Source organism: Micromonospora sp. NBC_01638 (assembly GCF_045209745.1).
GTDB lineage: Bacteria > Actinomycetota > Actinomycetes > Mycobacteriales > Micromonosporaceae > Micromonospora.
Genome location: NZ_CP109273.1, coordinates 4829867 through 4848697 on the forward strand (window position 1 = coordinate 4829867; position 18831 = coordinate 4848697).

At 70.3% G+C, this 18831-nt stretch carries 2 protein-coding genes (1 of these 2 running past the window's edge); both read left to right on the forward strand.

Going from position 1 to position 18831, the window contains the following annotated elements; translation table 11 throughout:
* On the forward strand, window positions 1-4998 hold the full coding sequence (locus OG811_RS22810; RefSeq protein ID WP_406068535.1) for an amino acid adenylation domain-containing protein: 4998 nt from the start codon (window positions 1-3) through the stop codon (window positions 4996-4998).
* A protein-coding gene (locus tag OG811_RS22815; protein ID WP_406068537.1) for an amino acid adenylation domain-containing protein crosses the window boundary here: on the forward strand, window positions 4995-18831 show its 5' portion. The gene runs 9446 nt beyond the window's last position; the window shows 13837 of its 23283 coding nt (coding positions 1-13837); it begins with the start codon at window positions 4995-4997; its stop codon lies beyond the right edge, outside the window. The genes OG811_RS22810 and OG811_RS22815 overlap by 4 nt, the downstream gene beginning before the upstream one ends.

Below are 18831 nucleotides of genomic sequence, written 5' to 3' on the forward strand. Positions count from 1 at the left end.
ATGAGCATCGTTCCGCCAACGGCGCCCGCAGCCGCAGCCGCCACCCAGGGGGCGGGCACCCTGTCCGAGCTGATCGCCTGGCAGGCCGCGCTGACCCCCACCGCGATCGCGGTGAGCAGCGACACCGAGCGGCTGGACTACGCCGGGCTGGACCGGCGGGCCAACCAGCTCGGGCGGCACCTGGCCGAGCTGGGTGTCGGTCCGGAATCGCTGGTCGCGGTCAACCTGGACCGCGGCGTCGACCTCGTGGTCGCGCTGCTGGGAGTGTGGCGTGCCGGTGCCGCGTACCTGCCGCTGGACCCGACCCACCCCGCCGAACGGCGGCGGCGGCTCCTCGCCGACAGCGGGGCCGGAGTGCTGCTCACCCGCAACGCGCTGCGCGACGAGGCGACGCCCGGCCAGGTGGTCTGCCTGGACGCCGACCGGGCGCGGATCGCGGCCTGCCCGGACACCGCCGCGGTGCGGTCACCCGACCCGGACTCGGTGGCGTACGCCATCTACACCTCCGGGTCCACCGGCCAGCCCAAGGGAGTGCTGATCACCCACCGCGGAATCGGCAACCGGGTGACCTGGACGATCCGGGAGCACGGCCTGGGCCCTGGCGACCGGGTGCTGCAAAAGACCTCGGTCAGTTTCGACGCGGCGGGCTGGGAGTTCTTCGCCCCGCTGGCCAGCGGCGGCACCGTGGTGCTCGCCCCGGACGGGGCGCACCGGGATCCCGCCGCCCTGGTCGCCGCGGTCATCCGGCACCGGATCACCGTCCTACAGGGAGTGCCGTCGGTGTTCGGTCGGCTGGTCGACGAGCCCGGCTGGGCCGACTGCACCAGTCTGCGACTGGTCTTCTCGGCCGGGGAACCGTTGCACGCCGACCTGTGCCGGCGGCTGGCGGTCACGCCCGACGTGCGGGTGTGGAACACCTACGGCCCCACCGAGTGCGCCATCGACGTGACCGCCCACCCGGTGGACACGGCGCAGCCGACCGGGCCGGTGCCGATCGGACGGCCGCTGCCCGACGTCCGCGTCCAGGTGCTCGACGCCGACCGACGACCGGTGCCGGTGGGTGTGGTCGGCGAGCTCTACGTCGGTGGGGCCAACCTGGGCCGGGGCTATCTGCACCGGCCGGACCTGACCGCCGAGCGGTTCGTGCCCGACGAGTACGGGACGCCCGGCGCCCGCCTCTACCGCACCGGCGACCAGGTCCGGTGGCGCGGTGACCGGAGCCTGGAGTTCGTCGGTCGAGCTGACCACCAACTCAAGGTCAACGGCGTACGGATCGAACCGGCCGAGGTGGAGGCGGTGCTCGCCGCCCACCCGGACGTCCAGGCGGCGGTGGTGGTGGGGTACACCGACCCGGCCGGTCGCCGGCAGCTCGCCGCGTACGTCGCCGGTCGGCGGTCACTCGACCCGGCGGCCCTGCGGGCGTTCTGCGTCGGCCGGCTGCCCGAGGCGCTGGTGCCGGCCGTGTTCCAGCCGGTGGCGGAGTTCCCGCTCACCGCCAGCGGCAAGATCGACCGGTCCGCCCTGCCGGCAATCGACCCTCTCGACCGGCCGGCGCTGCGTCCACCGCGGACCGCCGCCGAACGGACGGTCGCGGCCATCTGGCGGGATCTGCTCGACGTCGACCAGGTCGGCGTCGACGACGACTTCTACCAACTCGGCGGCTCCTCACTGGTGACGCTGATGTTGGAGAGCCGGCTCAGCGGGGCCGGCGGCACGGTGACGCTGCGCGATCTGCTCACCCACACCACCGTGGCCGCGCAGGCCCGGCTGGTGGAGGCGGCCACCCCGGCGGACTCGCCGGTGCTGCCGGTGGGACGCGACCGGCCCCTGCCACTCTCCGCCGCCCAGCACCGGCTCTGGATGCTCGACCAGCTCGATCCGGGCAGCAAGGAGTGGGTCGTCCCCGTGCACGTACGGCTGCCCGCCACCATCCACCCCGACCACGTCCGGGCGGCCCTGCACGCGCTCGAGGCACGGCACGAGCCGTTGCGCACCCGCTATCTGGTGGTCGACGGCGTGGCCCGGCAGCAGGTCGTGCCGCCGGGAGCGGCCGACCTGGAGGTGCGCGACGTCAGCCACGGCGGGTTGGCCGAACTCATCACCGCACAGCTCGGCCGGGGCTTCGACCTGCACACCGGCCCGCTGTGGCGGGCAGGGCTGGCCATTGCCGCCGGCCGTGATCACCTGCTGGTGCTGGCCGTGCACCACATCGCGTCCGACGCCGGCACCGCCGAGGTCCTCGACCGGGACCTGCGGGAGCTGTGCGACGCCGCCGCGCAGGGACGGCCGGCCGACCTGGCGGAGCTGCGGGTGCAGTACGCCGACTACGCGGTCTGGCAGCAGCGACACCTCACCGACGACGTCGTCGGGCGGGAGTTGGCGTACTGGCGGGAGACGCTGGCCGGGATGCCCCAGCTGGAGCTGCCGCTGGACCATCCGCGCCCGGCCCGGCGGGACGCGCAGGGCAGGATGCTCGGCTTCACCGTCGCGGCGGAGGTCGCCGGCGCCCTGACCGAGCTGGGTCGGCGCTGCGCGGCCAGCCCGTTCATGACCCTGCTCACCGGCTTCGCCACGGTTCTCGCTCGCTACACCGGGCAGTGGGACGTGCCGATCGGCACGCCCACCTCGGGGCACCGGCCCGCCGAACTGGACCAGACCGCCGGGATCTTCCTCAATCCGGTGGTGCTGCGCTGCACTCTGGACCCGGCGTCCAGCTTCACCCAGACCGTCCGGGAGGTCCGCGACCGGACCGTCGCCGCCCTGGCCCACCAGGACCTGCCCTTCGACCGGGTGGTGTACGACCTGGTCGGCGAGCGGGACCTCTCCCGCACCCCCCTCTACCAGGTGGCGCTGAACTACCAGGAGGACGGGATCACCGGCCGGGTGGCCGAAGACCCGCTCACGATCGACGCGCTGCGGCAGGCGTCCACCGTGGCCAAGACCGACCTGACCGTGCACCTGTGGCCGCAACCGGACGGCTCGCTCGCCGGAGCCGTCGAGTACGCCACCGCGCTGTTCGACGAGGCAACCGTGCGACGACTGGCCGACCACTTCGTCCGGCTGCTCCGCGCCGCCGCCGACGAGCCGGACGCCCGCCTGGACCAGCTCGACCCGTTCTCGGCCAACGAGCGGCACCGGCTGCTGCACGAGTGGAACGGGCCGACGGTGCCCCGTCCCGCCACCACCGTGGTTGACCTGTTCGAGGCACGCCGCGCGGCGACACCGCAGGCCGTGGCGTTGCGCCACGGCCACGCGCGCACCAGCTACGCAGAGTTGGACGACCGGGCCAACCGCTTCGCCAACCACCTGCGCCGGTCCGACGTGGCGCCGGGCACGACCATCGCCGTACTGCTGGGGCGGGCACCCGACCTGGTCGCCGCGATTCTCGGGTGCTGGAAGGCTGGTGCCGCCTGCCTTCCGCTGGATCCCTCGTACCCGGCCGAGCGGATCGGCTACCTGCTCGACGCCGCCGGCGTCGGCCTCGCCGTCACCGACTCGCGGTACGCCGACCGGTTCGGAGTGCCCACCCTCCAGGTGGACACCCACCGGCTGATGGTCAGTGCCGAGCCGCCCACCGCGCCGGCTCGCGACCTCGACCCGGCGCAGACGGCGTACGTGCTGTTCACCTCCGGATCGACCGGCCGCCCCAAGGGGGTGCTGCTCTCCCACGCGGCGGTGACGAACTTCCTGGCCTGCGCCACGGAGACCGAGGCGCTCGGCGACCGGGGCGGCCGCCCGGCCGGCGGCGGGGCCCCGCTCTTCTCCACCATCGCCTTCGACCTGTCGATCTCCAACCTCTGGGGGCCGCTGGTGGCCGGGCAGCCGGTGACCCTGCTTCCGCAGGAGTTCGACCTCACCCAGCTCGGCGCACTGCTGCTGGCCGCCGGCCCGTACGACCGTTTCATCATGACGCCGCCGCACCTGGAGCTGCTGGCCGCGCAGGTCGACGCCGCGCAGGCGCAGCGGCTGGCCGGTCAGCTCTGGGTGGCCGGTGGGGTGCTGCGCCGGTCGGTGGCGAACCAGTGGCTCGACCTCCTCGGTCCGGGCGGCTTGATCAACTCTTATGGCCCGACCGAGACCACCGTGATCATGTCGGCGTACCCGGTGGTGGCACCACAGACCAGCGAGATCGTGCCGATCGGCCGGCCGATGGCGAACACCGTGGTGCGGATCCTGGACGACGCGATGCGGCTGCTGCCGGTCGGCGCCGTCGGCGAGCTGTACATCGGTGGTGCGTGCCTGGCCACCGGCTATCTCGGGCAGCCAGGGCTGACCGCCGAGCGCTTCGTGCCCGACCCCTTCGGCCCGCCGGGCGCCCGCCTGTACCGCAGCGGCGACCTGGGCCATTGGCGGCCCGACGGCACGATGGCCTTCGTCGGTCGGGTGGACGACCAGGTCAAGGTCCGCGGCTACCGCATCGAACCCGGCGAGATCAGCGCTGTCGTCGCCCAACACCCTCGGGTACGCGACTGCGTGGTCCTCGCCCACCAGGACCGTCTGGTCGCCTTCTACCGCGGCGAGGCCACCGACCTGGCCGCGTACTGCGCCCGGCAGTTGCCCGACTTCATGGTGCCGAGTCTTTTCGTGCCGGTGGAGCGGATCCCGCTCAACGCTAACGGCAAGGTGGACCGGGACGCCCTACGCGGCCGGCTCGACGCGGCGCTCGCCGACGGCACCGCCGATCCCGCCGAGTTCGTCGCACCGCAGACCGTGGTCGAGAAGCGGGTCGCCGCGAACTGGGCGGAGCTGCTCGACGCGCGGATCGGCGCGACGACCGACTTTTTCCTCCTGGGTGGTCACTCGGTGCTCGCCGCCCGGCTGATCGCCGGGTTGCAGGAGGAGTTCGACCTCGACCTGCCGATCCGGCTGGTGTTCGAGCACCCCACGGTGCGCGCCCAGGCGATCGCCATCGAAGACCTGATCCGAGCGGAGGTCGACGCGCTGGACGCCGCCGACCTCACCCACGACCTTTCGCGATCCGAGGAGTACCCGGCATGACCAGCATCGCCAACGAGCCGAACCTGCGTGAAGAACTCGTCCAGCGTCGGCTGGCCGGCCGTCGTACCGGCCGCCGGGACCGGATTCCGACCGTTGACCGGTCGGGGGAGCTGCCGCTGTCGTACGGCCAGCAGCAGATGTGGTTCCTCAACAGGATGGACCCCACCAGCGCCGAGTTCCTGGTCTCCTCCGCGCTGCGGCTGCGCGGGCAGCTGGACGCCGACGCGCTGGGCCGCGCCCTCGACGCCCTGGTCGCCCGGCACGAGATCCTCCGCACCCGCTACGCCCTCGCCGGCACCGCTCCGGTCCAGGTGATCGACCCGCCGACGCGCCGCGACCTGCCGGTGGTGGACCTGACCAACCGGCCGCGCACCGAGCGGGAGGCGGCGCTCGACGCGGTGCTCGCCGACACTGCGCTGACCGGGTTCGACCTGGCCCGGGACTGGCCGGTGCGGGCCGTGCTGGTCCGGCTGGACGCCGACGAGCACGTGCTCGCCCTGGTGCTGCACCACATCGCCTGCGACGCGCCGTCCCTCGCGGTGCTCACCGGTGAGCTGGCCGAGCTGTACGCCGCCCTCCGGGCCGGCGTCGAGCCCTGGTTGCCGGCGCCCGCCGTGCAGTTCGCCGACTTCGCCGCCTGGCAGCGCGGCCGGCTGCGCGCCGAGCCGGTGGCCCGGTCGCTCGACTACTGGCGCGACCAACTCGCCGGGCTGACGCCGGTGGAGCTGCCGGCCGACCGGACCCGGCCGAAGAGCCGGGACTGGCGTGGTTCGTCGGTGCCGTTCACGCTGACCGCCGAGCTCTCCGCCGCGTTGCGCGGGGTCGCACGCGACGCTGGCACCACCGTCTTCGTCACCCTGCTCAGCGCCTACCAGGTGCTGCTGTCGCGCTACACCGGCCGGACCGACCTCGCCGTGGGCACGGTGTCGTCCGCGCGCAGTCGCGCGGAGCTGCACAACCTCGTCGGGTACGGCATCGACAACCTGGTGCTGCGGGCCCGGTGGAGCGGCGACCCCTCGTTCGCCGCCCTGCTGGAGCAGACCCGGGACACCGTGCTGGGCGCGTTCGACCACACCGATGCCCCGTTCGCCCTGCTGGCCGACGAGCTGGAACCGGAGCGGGATCTCTCCCGTACCCCGCTCTACCAGGTCGCGTTCACCCTCCAGTCCGAGCCGCCCACCACCGACTGGCCCGGCGACCTGCGCGTGGAACCGGTCGAGCTGCCCCTGCGGTCGTCCAAGGTCGATCTGACCCTGCACATGATGGAGGGCGCCGACGGCGGGCTGCGCGGCCGGATCGAGTACGCCACCGCCCTGTTCGACCCGGCCACCGTCGAGCGCGCCGCCGACCACCTGGTGCGGCTCCTGGAGCAGGTGGCGGCCGACCCGACGGCCCGACTGTCCGACCTGGCCATCCTCGGTGCCGCCGAGCTGGCCGTGGTGACCCGGGGGCCGGTCACCGCGGACCCGGTCACCGGCACCGTGCACGACGTCTTCGAGGCGATCGCGGCCGCCCACCCCGACGCGGCGGCGCTGACGGTGGGCGACACCACCCGTAGCTACGCCGAGCTGAACGCCGACGCCAACCGGCTCGCCCACTGGCTGCGCGGCCACGGTGCCGGGCCCGAGCGGCTGGTCGGGGTGCAGCTCGACCACGGCCCCGAACTGGTTCCGGCCCTGCTCGGCGTGCTCAAGTCCGGCGCGGCGTACCTGCCCCTCGACCCGGCCTCGCCGGACGAACGCCTCGACTTCATGATCAACGACGCCGGGGCCGAGATCGTGCTGACCACGACCGCCCACCGCGACCGGTTCGCCGACTTCGGTGGGACCGTGGTGTTGCTGGACGACCCGGACCTCGCCGCGGAGCTGGCCGCCCAGCCGACCGCCGACCCGGCCGTGTCGATGGACGTGGACAACCTCTGCTACGTCATCTACACCTCGGGCTCCACCGGCCGCCCCAAGGGTGTCGCGGTGGCCCACCGGCAGGTGCTGCGGCTGCTGACCGTCACCGCCGCCGACTACCGGTTCGGCCCGGACGACGTGTGGACGCTGCTGCACTCGTACGCGTTCGACTTCTCGGTCTGGGAGATCTGGGGCTGTCTGCTGCACGGCGGTCGACTGCTGGTGGTGCCCCGGGCGCTGGCCCGATCCCCGCAGGAGTTGCTCGACGAGCTGATCGCACACCGGGTCACGGTGCTCTGCCAGACGCCCACGGCGTTCCGCGCGCTGGTCCGACTGGCGGCCGAGGGCGACGCTCGGGTGGACCGGCTCGCCCTGCGGGTGGTGACCTTCGGCGGCGAGAAACTGGACTTCGCCGAGCTGGCATCGTGGGTGGCCAGCCGTGGCGTGGACGCGCCGCAACTGATCAACATGTACGGGATCACCGAGACCACCGTGCACACCACGTACCACCGGGTCGTCGCCGCCGAGGTGGGCGGTACGGCCAGCCCGATCGGCGTACCGCTGTCGGACCTCACCGTCCACCTGCTCGACGCCGACGGCCGACCGGTGCCGATCGGTGTACCGGGTGAGATCCACGTGGGCGGCCCGGGTGTCGCCCGCGGCTACCTCGGTCGCGCCGAGCTCACCGCGCAGCGGTTCGTGCCGGACCCGTGGGGGCCGGCCGGTTCGCGGCTCTACCGCAGCGGCGACCTCGCCCGACGGCACGCCGACGGGCGGCTGGAGTTCGTCGGACGCATCGACCACCAGGTCAAGATCCGTGGCTACCGGGTGGAGCTGGGCGAGATCGAGGCGGCCCTGACCGTCCTGCCGGGCGTCCGGGACGCGGTGGTGGTGCTGCGCGAGGACAACCCGGGCGACCAGCGGCTGACCGCGTACCTGGTGGCCGATGACAACTCGACGTTGCTGCGCCCCTCGCAGTTGCGCGCGGCGCTGGGCCGGACGCTGCCGGACTACATGGTCCCGGCGGCGTTCATGCCGCTGCCCCGGATCCCGCTGACCGTCAACGGCAAGCTCGACCAGGCCGCGCTGCCCGCCCCGGGCCGTTCGGTGGCCGCCGTCGACCGCCCGTACGTGGCCCCACGCACCACTGTGGAGCAACAGCTCGTCGACATCTGGACCGCCACCCTCGGGCTGGACCGGGTCGGTGTGCAGGACGGCTTCTTCGACCTCGGTGGGGACTCCATCCGCGCGGTGGCACTGGCCGGCGCGTTGCGGGCGGCGCACTTCGACGTCGAGGTCCGGGACATCTTCGAGCGGCGTACCGTCGCCGAGCTGGCCGAACTGCTCACCGCGCGGCCGGCCGCCGAGCCGGAGCCGACGGTCGCCCCGTTCGAGCTGGTCGGCGAGGCGGACCGGGCCGCGCTGCCCGTCGGCGTGGTGGACGCCTACCCGTGCACCCAGGGACAGCTCGGCATGCTGGTCGAGCTGCTGTCCGACACCGAGCAGAACCCCTACCACAACGTGACCAGCTACCGGGTCCGTGGCGACGGGGAGTTCTCCCTGGACGCGCTGCGTGCCGCCGCGGCACTGCTGGTGCGCCGTCACGAGGTGCTGCGTACCTCCTTCGACCTGACCAGCTATTCGGTGCCGATGCAGCTGGTGCACGGCACCGCCGAGCTGACCGTCACGCACGATCACAGCCTTGCCACCGAGCGGGCTGAGCTGGACCGGGAACTGCGCGACCACATCGCGGTCGAGCGGACCCGTCTGTTCGACCTCGATCGCCCGTCGCTGCTGCGGCTGCACGCCAGGACCTGCGCGGACGGCAGCTGGTGGCTCACCATCACCGAGTGCCACCCGATCCTGGACGGGTGGAGCTACCACTCGCTGATCATGGAGTTGGTCCGCGACTACCACCAGATCCGGGCCGGAGAGCCGCTGTCGCCGCGGCCGATCCCGTCGGTGCGGTTCGCCGACGCCGTCGCGGCCGAACGGCGGTCGGTCACCGGCGACGCCGACCGGGCGTTCTGGCGTGGCGTCCTGGCCGGTCGAGCCCGTCACGACCTGCCCACCGGCTGGGGTGACCCCGACGCGCCGGAGGGTGCCAAGCACGAGCACTGGGTGCCGGTGCAGGACCTCGAATCCTCGCTGCGCGACCTGGCCCGGCGCCTCGGCGTGCCGTTCAAGTCGATCATGCTGGCCGCGCACCTGAAGGTGATGAGCCAGCTCACCCGCGCGGAGCGGTTCTACACCGGCCTGGTCTGCAACATCCGCCCCGAGGCAGCCGGCGCCGACCAGGTGTACGGCATGCACCTCAACACCGTGCCGGTCGGCTACGACGGGCCGGCTGCCACCTGGGAAGAGCTGATCCAGCGGACCTTCGCCGCCGAGCTAGAGCTGTGGCCGTACCGGCGCTACCCGCTGTCCACTTTGCAACGGGAGGTCGGCGAGGACGCCCGCATGCTCGACGTGCGGTTCAGCTTCCACGACTTCCACCAGATCGATGCCGACGACATCGACTACGCCGAGTCCATCGACGACAGCCCCACCGAGTTCCCGTTGGGCGTGTTCAGTCGGCTCGGCTTCCTCACCTTGCAGGCCAGCCGGCGGCACGTCGGCCACGACGCCCTGCGCCGCCTGGGCGCGATGTATCGGGTGGTGTTGGAGGCGATGGTGGCGGATTCGGGTGGGGATGCGCGGGTGGTGTGTTTGCCGGCGGGTGAGGTGTCGGTGGTGTTGGCCGATGGCGGTGGTGTGGTGGAGCCGTTGTCGGGGTCGGTGTTGGGGTGGTTTGAGGAGCAGGTGGCGGCGGTGCCGTCGGGTGAGGCAGTCAACGGGGTTGGGTTCGCGGAGTTGGATGCGCGGGCGGTGGGTTTTGCGTCGTGGTTGGTGTCGCGGGGTGTTGGTCGTGGTGGTGTTGTGGGGGTGTTGCTGGATCGGGGTGCCGATTTGGTGGCGGCGCTGCTTGGGGTGTGGAAGGCGGGGGCGGCGTTTGTGCCGTTGGATCCGTCGTATCCGGCCGGGCGGATCGGGTCGATTTTGGCAGATGCGGGTGTGTCTCATGTGGTGACGTCGGCTCGTTATGCGGATCGGTTCCCGTCCGGGGTAGAGGTGTTGGTGGCCGAGCGGGCTGTGGTGTCGCAGCAGCCGGTGGTGTTGCCGGGTGTGGCGGATTTGGATGATTTGGCGTATGTGATTTTCACGTCGGGTTCGACGGGTCGGCCGAAGGGTGTGCAGGTTACGCATCGGGGTTTGGCGAATCATGTTCGGTGGGCGTCGGTGGAGTTGGCTGGTCGTGGTTCGGGTGGGTCGTCGGTGTTTTCGTCGGTGGCTTTTGATTTGCAGGTGCCGAATTTGTGGGCGCCGTTGGTGGTGGGCCAGCGGGTGTTCATGGTGGATCAGGATCTGGATTTGGCGGAGTTGGGGGAGTCGCTTTCGGCGGCGGGGCCGTTTAGTTTCTTGAAGTTGACGCCGGGTCATTTGGAGATTTTGGGTCGGCAGTTGTCGGATGAGCGGTTGGCTGGTTTGGCGCCGGTGGTGGTGGCGGCGGGTGAGGGTTTGCCGGCGGCGTTGGCGAATCGGTGGTTGGGCATTCTGGGTCCGGGGAATTTGGTTAATGAGTATGGGCCGACGGAGGCGTCGGTGGGTACGTGTGTTTTTCCGGTGCGGGTGGAGCAGACGTTGCCGGTGGTGCCGATTGGTCGGGCGTTGCCGGGTATGCGGATGTTTGTGCTTGATTCGTGGATGAATCTGGTGCCGGTGGGTGTGGTTGGTGAGTTGTTCGTGGGTGGTGTGGGGGTTGCTCGGGGTTATGTGGGTCGGTCGGGGTTGACGGCGGATCGGTTTGTGCCGGATCCGTTTGGGTCGGTGGGGTCGCGGTTGTATCGGACGGGGGATCTGGTTCGTCGGTTGGCTGATGGTGCGGTGGAGTTCGTGGGCCGGGTTGATCATCAGGTGAAGGTTCGTGGTTACCGGATCGAGTTGGGTGAGATCGAGTCGGTGATCGGCGTGGTGGCCGGGGTCCGCGATGTGGTGGCCCTGGTCCATGGCGACGAGTCGCGGCTGGTGGCTTTTTATGTGCCGGACGGCCCGGATGTTGGCTTGTCGGAGCGGGTGCGGCGGGAGTGCGAGGGCCGACTGCCGGAGTACATGATTCCGGCGGATCTGGTCGTGGTGGAGTCGATCCCGCTGAACGCCAACGGCAAGGTCGATCGTGCTGCTCTGGCGGCGGCGGTGACCGGTGGCGGGCGGGTGCACGTGGCCCCGCGTACTGACCTGGAGCGGCAGCTCGCGGAGATCTGGGCGCAGGTGCTGAGCCTGGACACGGTCAGCGTGATGGACAGCTTCTTCGACCTCGGCGGTCACTCGATCAGCGCCATCGCTCTCGTCGGCGCACTGCGTACGGCCGGGATCCCCGCGTCGGTGCGCGACATATTCCTGCACCGGACCGTCGCCGCGCTCGCCGCGAACCTTGAAGCGGAGCAGACCCCCGTCGAGCCGGAGTTCCAGCCGGTGGCCCCGTTCGCGCTGCTCGACGACGCCGACCGGGCCGCCCTGCCCGCCGGCCTCACTGACGCCTACCCCATCGCCCAGGTGCAACTCGGCATGCTCGTCAAGACGATGGCCGACACCGAGCGGCACACCTACCACAACGTTTCAGCCTTCCCGATCCACGACGAGCAGCCGCTGGTCCCCGACGCGTTGCGCCGCGCCGTGCAGACCGTCGTCGACCGGCACGAGATCCTGCGTACGTCGTTCGACCTGAACGGCTACTCGGTGCCGCTGCAACTCGTGCACGCCGAGGTGCCGATCGAGGTGACCGAGCTCGACCTGCGTGGCCCGGACACCGAGGCCCGGATGAGCGCCTTCATGGCCGCCGAACGGGCCAACCCGTTCGCGCCGGACCAGGTCCCGCAGATGCGCGTCGCCGGTGCGATCGGCGAGGGCAACGCCTGGTGGTTCGTACTGACCATGTCGCACGGCATCCTCGAAGGCTGGAGCCACCACTCCCTGCTGATGGAGATCCTGGACAACTACCGGCGGCTGCGGGACACCGGTGCTCCGGTGCCCGTCGACGCGTTGCCAGTGCGCTACGCCGACTTCGTCGCCGCGGAGTTGGCCTCGCTGACCTCCGCCGAGGACGAGGCGTACTGGCGGGGCGTCGTCGAGTACCCGCGCTTCGCGTTGCCCACCGGGTGGGGTGCCCCCGAGTCCGACCCCCAGTTCCAGTGCGGCACCCGGGTGCCGCTGCACGACCTGCTCGACGGGCTCAGGGACCTGGCCAGCAGCACCGGCACCGCACTGAAGAGCGTGCTGCTTGCCGCGCACCTGAAGGTGATGAGCCAGCTCACCGGCGAACTCGTCTTCACCAGCGGCCTGGTCTGCCACGGGCGGCCCGAGGTGACCGGCGCGGACCGGGTGTACGGCATGCACCTGAACACGTTGCCGATCGTGCACCGTGGCCCGGCTGCCACCTGGGCGGAGCTGATCCGGCAGACCTTCGACGCCGAGCTGGAGCTGTGGCCGCACCGGCACTACCCGCTGCCGTCGGTGCAGCGGTTCACCGACGGCGCCCGGCCCATCGAAATCCTCTTCAACTACCTCGACTTCGCGCAGGTCGACACCGACCGGGTTGGCTTCGACGACGCCGTCTACGAGGCGTCCAGTGAGTTCGACCTGCACGTCTCCACCCTGGACGGGACGCTCAGCATCCTCAGCGACCCCCACGTCGTCAGCTACCCCAACGTCCTGCGCCTGGGCGCGATGTATCGGGTGGTGTTGGAGGCGATGGTGGCGGATTCGGGTGGGGATGCGCGGGTGGTGTGTTTGCCGGCGGGTGAGGTGTCGGTGGTGTTGGCCGATGGCGGTGGTGTGGTGGAGCCGTTGTCGGGGTCGGTGTTGGGGTGGTTTGAGGAGCAGGTGGCGGCGGTGCCGTCGGGTGAGGCAGTCAACGGGGTTGGGTTCGCGGAGTTGGATGCGCGGGCGGTGGGTTTTGCGTCGTGGTTGGTGTCGCGGGGTGTTGGTCGTGGTGGTGTTGTGGGGGTGTTGCTGGATCGGGGTGCCGATTTGGTGGCGGCGCTGCTTGGGGTGTGGAAGGCGGGGGCGGCGTTTGTGCCGTTGGATCCGTCGTATCCGGCCGGGCGGATCGGGTCGATTTTGGCAGATGCGGGTGTGTCTCATGTGGTGACGTCGGCTCGTTATGCGGATCGGTTCCCGTCCGGGGTAGAGGTGTTGGTGGCCGAGCGGGCTGTGGTGTCGCAGCAGCCGGTGGTGTTGCCGGGTGTGGCGGATTTGGATGATTTGGCGTATGTGATTTTCACGTCGGGTTCGACGGGTCGGCCGAAGGGTGTGCAGGTTACGCATCGGGGTTTGGCGAATCATGTTCGGTGGGCGTCGGTGGAGTTGGCTGGTCGTGGTTCGGGTGGGTCGTCGGTGTTTTCGTCGGTGGCTTTTGATTTGCAGGTGCCGAATTTGTGGGCGCCGTTGGTGGTGGGCCAGCGGGTGTTCATGGTGGATCAGGATCTGGATTTGGCGGAGTTGGGGGAGTCGCTTTCGGCGGCGGGGCCGTTTAGTTTCTTGAAGTTGACGCCGGGTCATTTGGAGATTTTGGGTCGGCAGTTGTCGGATGAGCGGTTGGCTGGTTTGGCGCCGGTGGTGGTGGCGGCGGGTGAGGGTTTGCCGGCGGCGTTGGCGAATCGGTGGTTGGGCATTCTGGGTCCGGGGAATTTGGTTAATGAGTATGGGCCGACGGAGGCGTCGGTGGGTACGTGTGTTTTTCCGGTGCGGGTGGAGCAGACGTTGCCGGTGGTGCCGATTGGTCGGGCGTTGCCGGGTATGCGGATGTTTGTGCTTGATTCGTGGATGAATCTGGTGCCGGTGGGTGTGGTTGGTGAGTTGTTCGTGGGTGGTGTGGGGGTTGCTCGGGGTTATGTGGGTCGGTCGGGGTTGACGGCGGATCGGTTTGTGCCGGATCCGTTTGGGTCGGTGGGGTCGCGGTTGTATCGGACGGGGGATCTGGTTCGTCGGTTGGCTGATGGTGCGGTGGAGTTCGTGGGCCGGGTTGATCATCAGGTGAAGGTTCGTGGTTACCGGATCGAGTTGGGTGAGATCGAGTCGGTGATCGGCGTGGTGGCCGGGGTCCGCGACACGGTGGCCCTGGTCCATCCGGAAGAGGCGCGGTTGCTCGCCTTCTACGTACCCGAAGGGCCGGACGCCGATCTGGCCGCCCGGGTGCGGCAGGAATGTGCGAGCCGACTGCCGGAGTACATGATCCCGGCGGATCTGGTCGTGGTGGAGTCGATCCCGCTGAACGCCAACGGCAAGGTCGACCGGGCCGCCCTGGCCGCGTCGGTCGGGGCGACCGGCCGGGTGCACGTGGCTCCCCGCACCGATCTGGAGCGGCAACTCGCGGAGATCTGGGCACGCGTGCTGAGCCTGGACACGGTCAGCGTCACGGACAGCTTCTTCGACCTCGGCGGCGACTCACTGCGAGCGGTGGCCCTGGTCGGCGCGCTCCGCGGAGCCGGCTTCCCGGTTGGCGTCCGAGACGTCTTCGTGCACCGCACCGTGGCCGCGCTGGCCGCCCACCTGACGGCCAAGGACACCGCCGAGGTCGCACCGGAGTTCCAGCCGGTGGCCCCGTTCGCCCTGCTCGACGACGCCGACCGGGCCGCCCTGCCCGCCGGCCTCACCGACGCCTACCCCATCGCCCAGGTGCAACTCGGCATGCTGGTGGAGATCCAGAAGGACCCGACGCGGTCGCTCTATCACATCGTCCGCTGCTTCCGGGTGCACAGTCGCCAGCCCTTCTCGGCCGACGCGCTCACGGCGGCCGTGCAGGACATCGTCGACCGGCACGAGACCCTGCGTACGTCCTTCGACCCGCACACCTACTCGGTGCCGCTGCAACTCGTGCACGCCCAGGCCCCCGTCGACGTACGGATCCTGCGCCTGGACGAGGAGCGGGCCGAGGCGCACCTGCGCGGCTACGTCGACGCCGAGCGGGCCCGGCCATTCGACGCCGAGCACCCCGCCCCGCTGCTGCGGGTCAGCGCTCACGTCGCTACCGACGGCGGATGGTGGCTCACCGTGGCGATCAGCCACCTGGTGACCGGTGGATGGGACCTGAACACCCTTCTGGCCGAGCTGCTCAGCTGCTACGAGCGGCGGTGCGTGGGCATGGCGCCGGAGGCACCGGAGCCGACCGCGGTCCGGTACGCCGACTTCGTCGCCGGCGAGCGGGCGGCGCTCGCCTCGGAGGGCGACGAGGCGTACTGGCGAAAGATCACTTCCGAGTACGCCAGATTCGCCCCGCCGACGGGCTGGGGCGTGGAGTCCGCGACTCCCGGGACGGTGCTGCGGCACCGGATCAGCTACCAGGATCTCGACCCACGGATCCGCGCTCTGGCCTCGGCGCTCGAGGTGTCACCCAAGGCTGTTCTGCACGCGGCTCATTTGAAGGTGATGAGTCAGTTGACCGATGAGCGGCGTTTTCACACGGGTTTGGTGTGTGATGCGCGGCCGGAGGTGCGGGGTGCGGAGCGTGTGCATGGGATGTACATCAATGTGTTGCCGTTCGGTCATGAGCGGGGTGGGGGTTCGTGGCGTGGTCTGGTGCGGTCGGTGTTCGACCGTGAGGTGGAGTTGTGGCCGCATCGGCGGTTCCCGTTGCCGGCGGTGCGCCGGTTGACGGGTGTCAACACGCACCCGATCGACGTCGTTTTCGACTACACCGAGTTCCGGCGTGCCAACACCGACAGCGAGGAGCAGGTCGGCTTCGAGGCCGTCGCCGGTGAGGGTGGCACCGAGTTCGCCCTCCAGGTCACCGCGGCCAGCGGATTCCTCGACCTCGTCGCTGATGGGCGGGTGTTTGGTGCGGCGGGGTTGGTGCGGTTGGCGGGGATGTTTCGGGTGGTGTTGGAGTCGATGGTGGCGGATCCGGGTGGGGATTCGCGGGTGGTGTGTGTGCCGTCTGGTGAGGCGGAGTGGTTGTCGCGGGCGGGTGTGGGTGCGGTGGTGCGGGTGTCGGGGGTGGTGGTTTCGGCGTTTGAGGCGCAGGTGGGTGTTCGGGCGGGGGCGGTGGCGGTTTGTGATGGTGGGGTGTCGTTGTCGTATGGGGAGTTGAATGCGGCGGCGAACAGGTTGGCTCGGTATTTGCGGTCGGTGGGTGTGGGTGCCGAGGTGTTGGTGGGTGTGTGTGTGCATCGGTCGGTGGAGCAGGTGGTGGCGATGCTGGCGGTGCATAAGGCGGGTGGTGTGTATGTGCCGTTGGATCCGGGTTATCCGGTTGAGCGTTTGGGTTTGATGGTTGCTGATGCGGGGGCGTCGGTGGTGGTGACGTCGTCGGGTTTGGTGTCGGGGTTGCCGGAGTTGGCGGCTGAGGTGGTGTTGGTTGATCGGCCGGGGTTGTGGGCGGGTGAGTCTGCTGAGGATGTGCCGGCGGTGGTGGGGCCGGAGAACGCGTGTTATGTGATTTACACGTCGGGGTCGACGGGTCGGCCGAAGGGTGCGGTGGTCACCCACGCCGGCCTGGTCAACCGCACCGCCCACGTCGCACCCACCATCAACCGCCTCGGTGCCGACGGGGTGATCCTGCAGAAAACCGAGATCGGCTTCGACGTCTCGCCGGCCGAGGTGTACGCCGCGCTGTCGGCCGGCGCGCGGATCGTCGTGGCTCGGCCGGGTGGGCACCGCGATCCCGCGTACCTGCGCGACCTGATCATCGCCGAGTCGGTCACCTCGATCGAGCTCGTGCCCAGCATGTTGTCGGCGCTGCTCGCCGAGGGCATCACCGGCTGCACCTCGCTGCGGTCGGTGGCGGTCGGTGGTGAGGAGTTGCCGGTCGACGTGGCGCGGGCGTTCCTGGCGGCGCTGCCCGACTGCGAGCTGCACAACACCTACGGGCCGGCGGAAACCACCGTCGATGTCACCAGTTGGCGTTGCACCGCCGACGAGTTGGCCGACGTGTCCCGGGTGCCGCTGGGGCGCCCCTTCCCGAACCTCACCCTGCGAGTGCTCGACGACGAACTCCAGCCGGTGCCGGTCGGTGTGCGGGGGGAGTTGTTTGTCGGTGGTGTGGGTGTGGGTCGGGGTTATTTGCGGGCTGGGGGGTTGACGGCGGGTCGGTTTGTGCCGGATCCGTTTGGGTCGGTGGGGTCGCGGTTGTATCGGACTGGGGATGCGGTGGCGTGGCGGCCGGACGGGACGGTGGAGTTCCTGGGTCGGTTGGATGCGCAGGTGAAGTTGCGTGGTGTGCGGGTGGAGTTGGGTGAGGTGGAGTCGGCGTTGCGGTCCTGTGTGGGTGTGCGGGATGCGGTGGCGGCGGTGGTGGAGGTGGATGGTCGGCGGGTGTTGGCCGGTTATGTGGTGCCGGTGGGTTCGGGTGTTGATGTGGTGGGTGTGCGGGAGGTGTTGCGGGGGGTCTTGCCGGAGGTGTTGGTGCCTTCGGCGTTGGTGGTGATCGATGTGGTGCCGGTGGATCCGAATGGGAAGGTGGATCGGCGGCAGTTGCCGTTGCCGTCGGTGACGGATGAGCCGGTGGGTGTGTTTGTGGCGCCGGTGTCGGTGGTGGAGCGGGCCGTGGCTGCGGTGTGGGCGCGGGTGTTGGGTCGTGACGTGGTCAGTGTCGAGTCGAGTTTCTTTGATCTCGGTGGTGATTCGATGCTGGCGGTGACGTTGGTGGGGGCGTTGCGGGCGGCGGGTTATCCGACGAGTGTGCGGGATGTTTTCGCGTTCCGGACGGTGCGTGGGTTGGCGGCGTCGTTGGGTGGGGTCGAGGATTCGTGGGTCCCGGTGGCGCCGTTCGCGCTGCTGGGAGACGCGGACCGAAACGCCCTACCGGCCGGCCTCACCGACGCCTACCCGGCGACCCAGGCCCAGGTGGGCATGGCGGTGGAGATCGCCAAGGACGAGACCGCCACGCCGTACCACATCGTGCACACCATGCGCGTGCACGACGAGTTGCCCTTCGACGTCGAGCCGCTGCGCGCCACCCTCGCCGAGCTGGTCGCCCGGCACGACACGCTGCGCACCTCGATCGACCTGACCGGCTACTCGGTGCCGATGCAGCTCGTGCACGCCGAGGCGCAGGTGCCGGTCGCGGTGCATGCCGAGGCGACCGGCCATCCCGCGTACGTCGCCGCCGAGCGTGACCGGCCGTTCGACCTGGCGACGCCGCCGCCGCTGCTGCGGGTGGCTGTCCATCGCGAGGACGATCGGGCCTGGTGGCTCACCGTCTCCGTCAGCCACCTGATCACCGGCGGCTGGGACCTCAACCTCCTGCTGGCAGACCTGCGCGACGGCTACCACCGGCGGCAGCGCGGCGAGCAGCCGACGCCGGCCGAACCGGTGGCCGTCCGGTACGCGGACTTCGTGGCCGCCGAACTCTCGGCGCTCGACTCCGAGACCGACGCCGCCTACTGGCGGGAAGTCGTGACCGGTACGCCGAAGCTCACCCTGCCGGGCACCCCGGCGACCGACTCCGGCCCACGGCAGGTGTGCCGCACCGAGGTGGACATCGCCGACCTGGACGGTGCGTTGCGCCAGCTCGCCAGCAGCCTCGGCGTACCCGTCAAGGCTGTTCTGCACGCGGCTCATTTGAAGGTGATGAGTCAGTTGACCGATGAGCGGCGTTTTCACACGGGTTTGGTGTGTGATGCGCGGCCGGAGGTGCGGGGTGCGGAGCGTGTGCATGGGATGTACATCAATGTGTTGCCGTTCGGTCATGAGCGGGGTGGGGGTTCGTGGCGTGGTCTGGTGCGGTCGGTGTTCGACCGTGAGGTGGAGTTGTGGCCGCATCGGCGGTTCCCGTTGCCGGCGGTGCGCCGGTTGACGGGTGTCAACACGCACCCGATCGACGTCGTCTTCGGCTACACCGAACCTCGTACCGACCCGTCCGGTAGGGGAGGCGCGGACGGGCCGGGCGCCGCGCCGA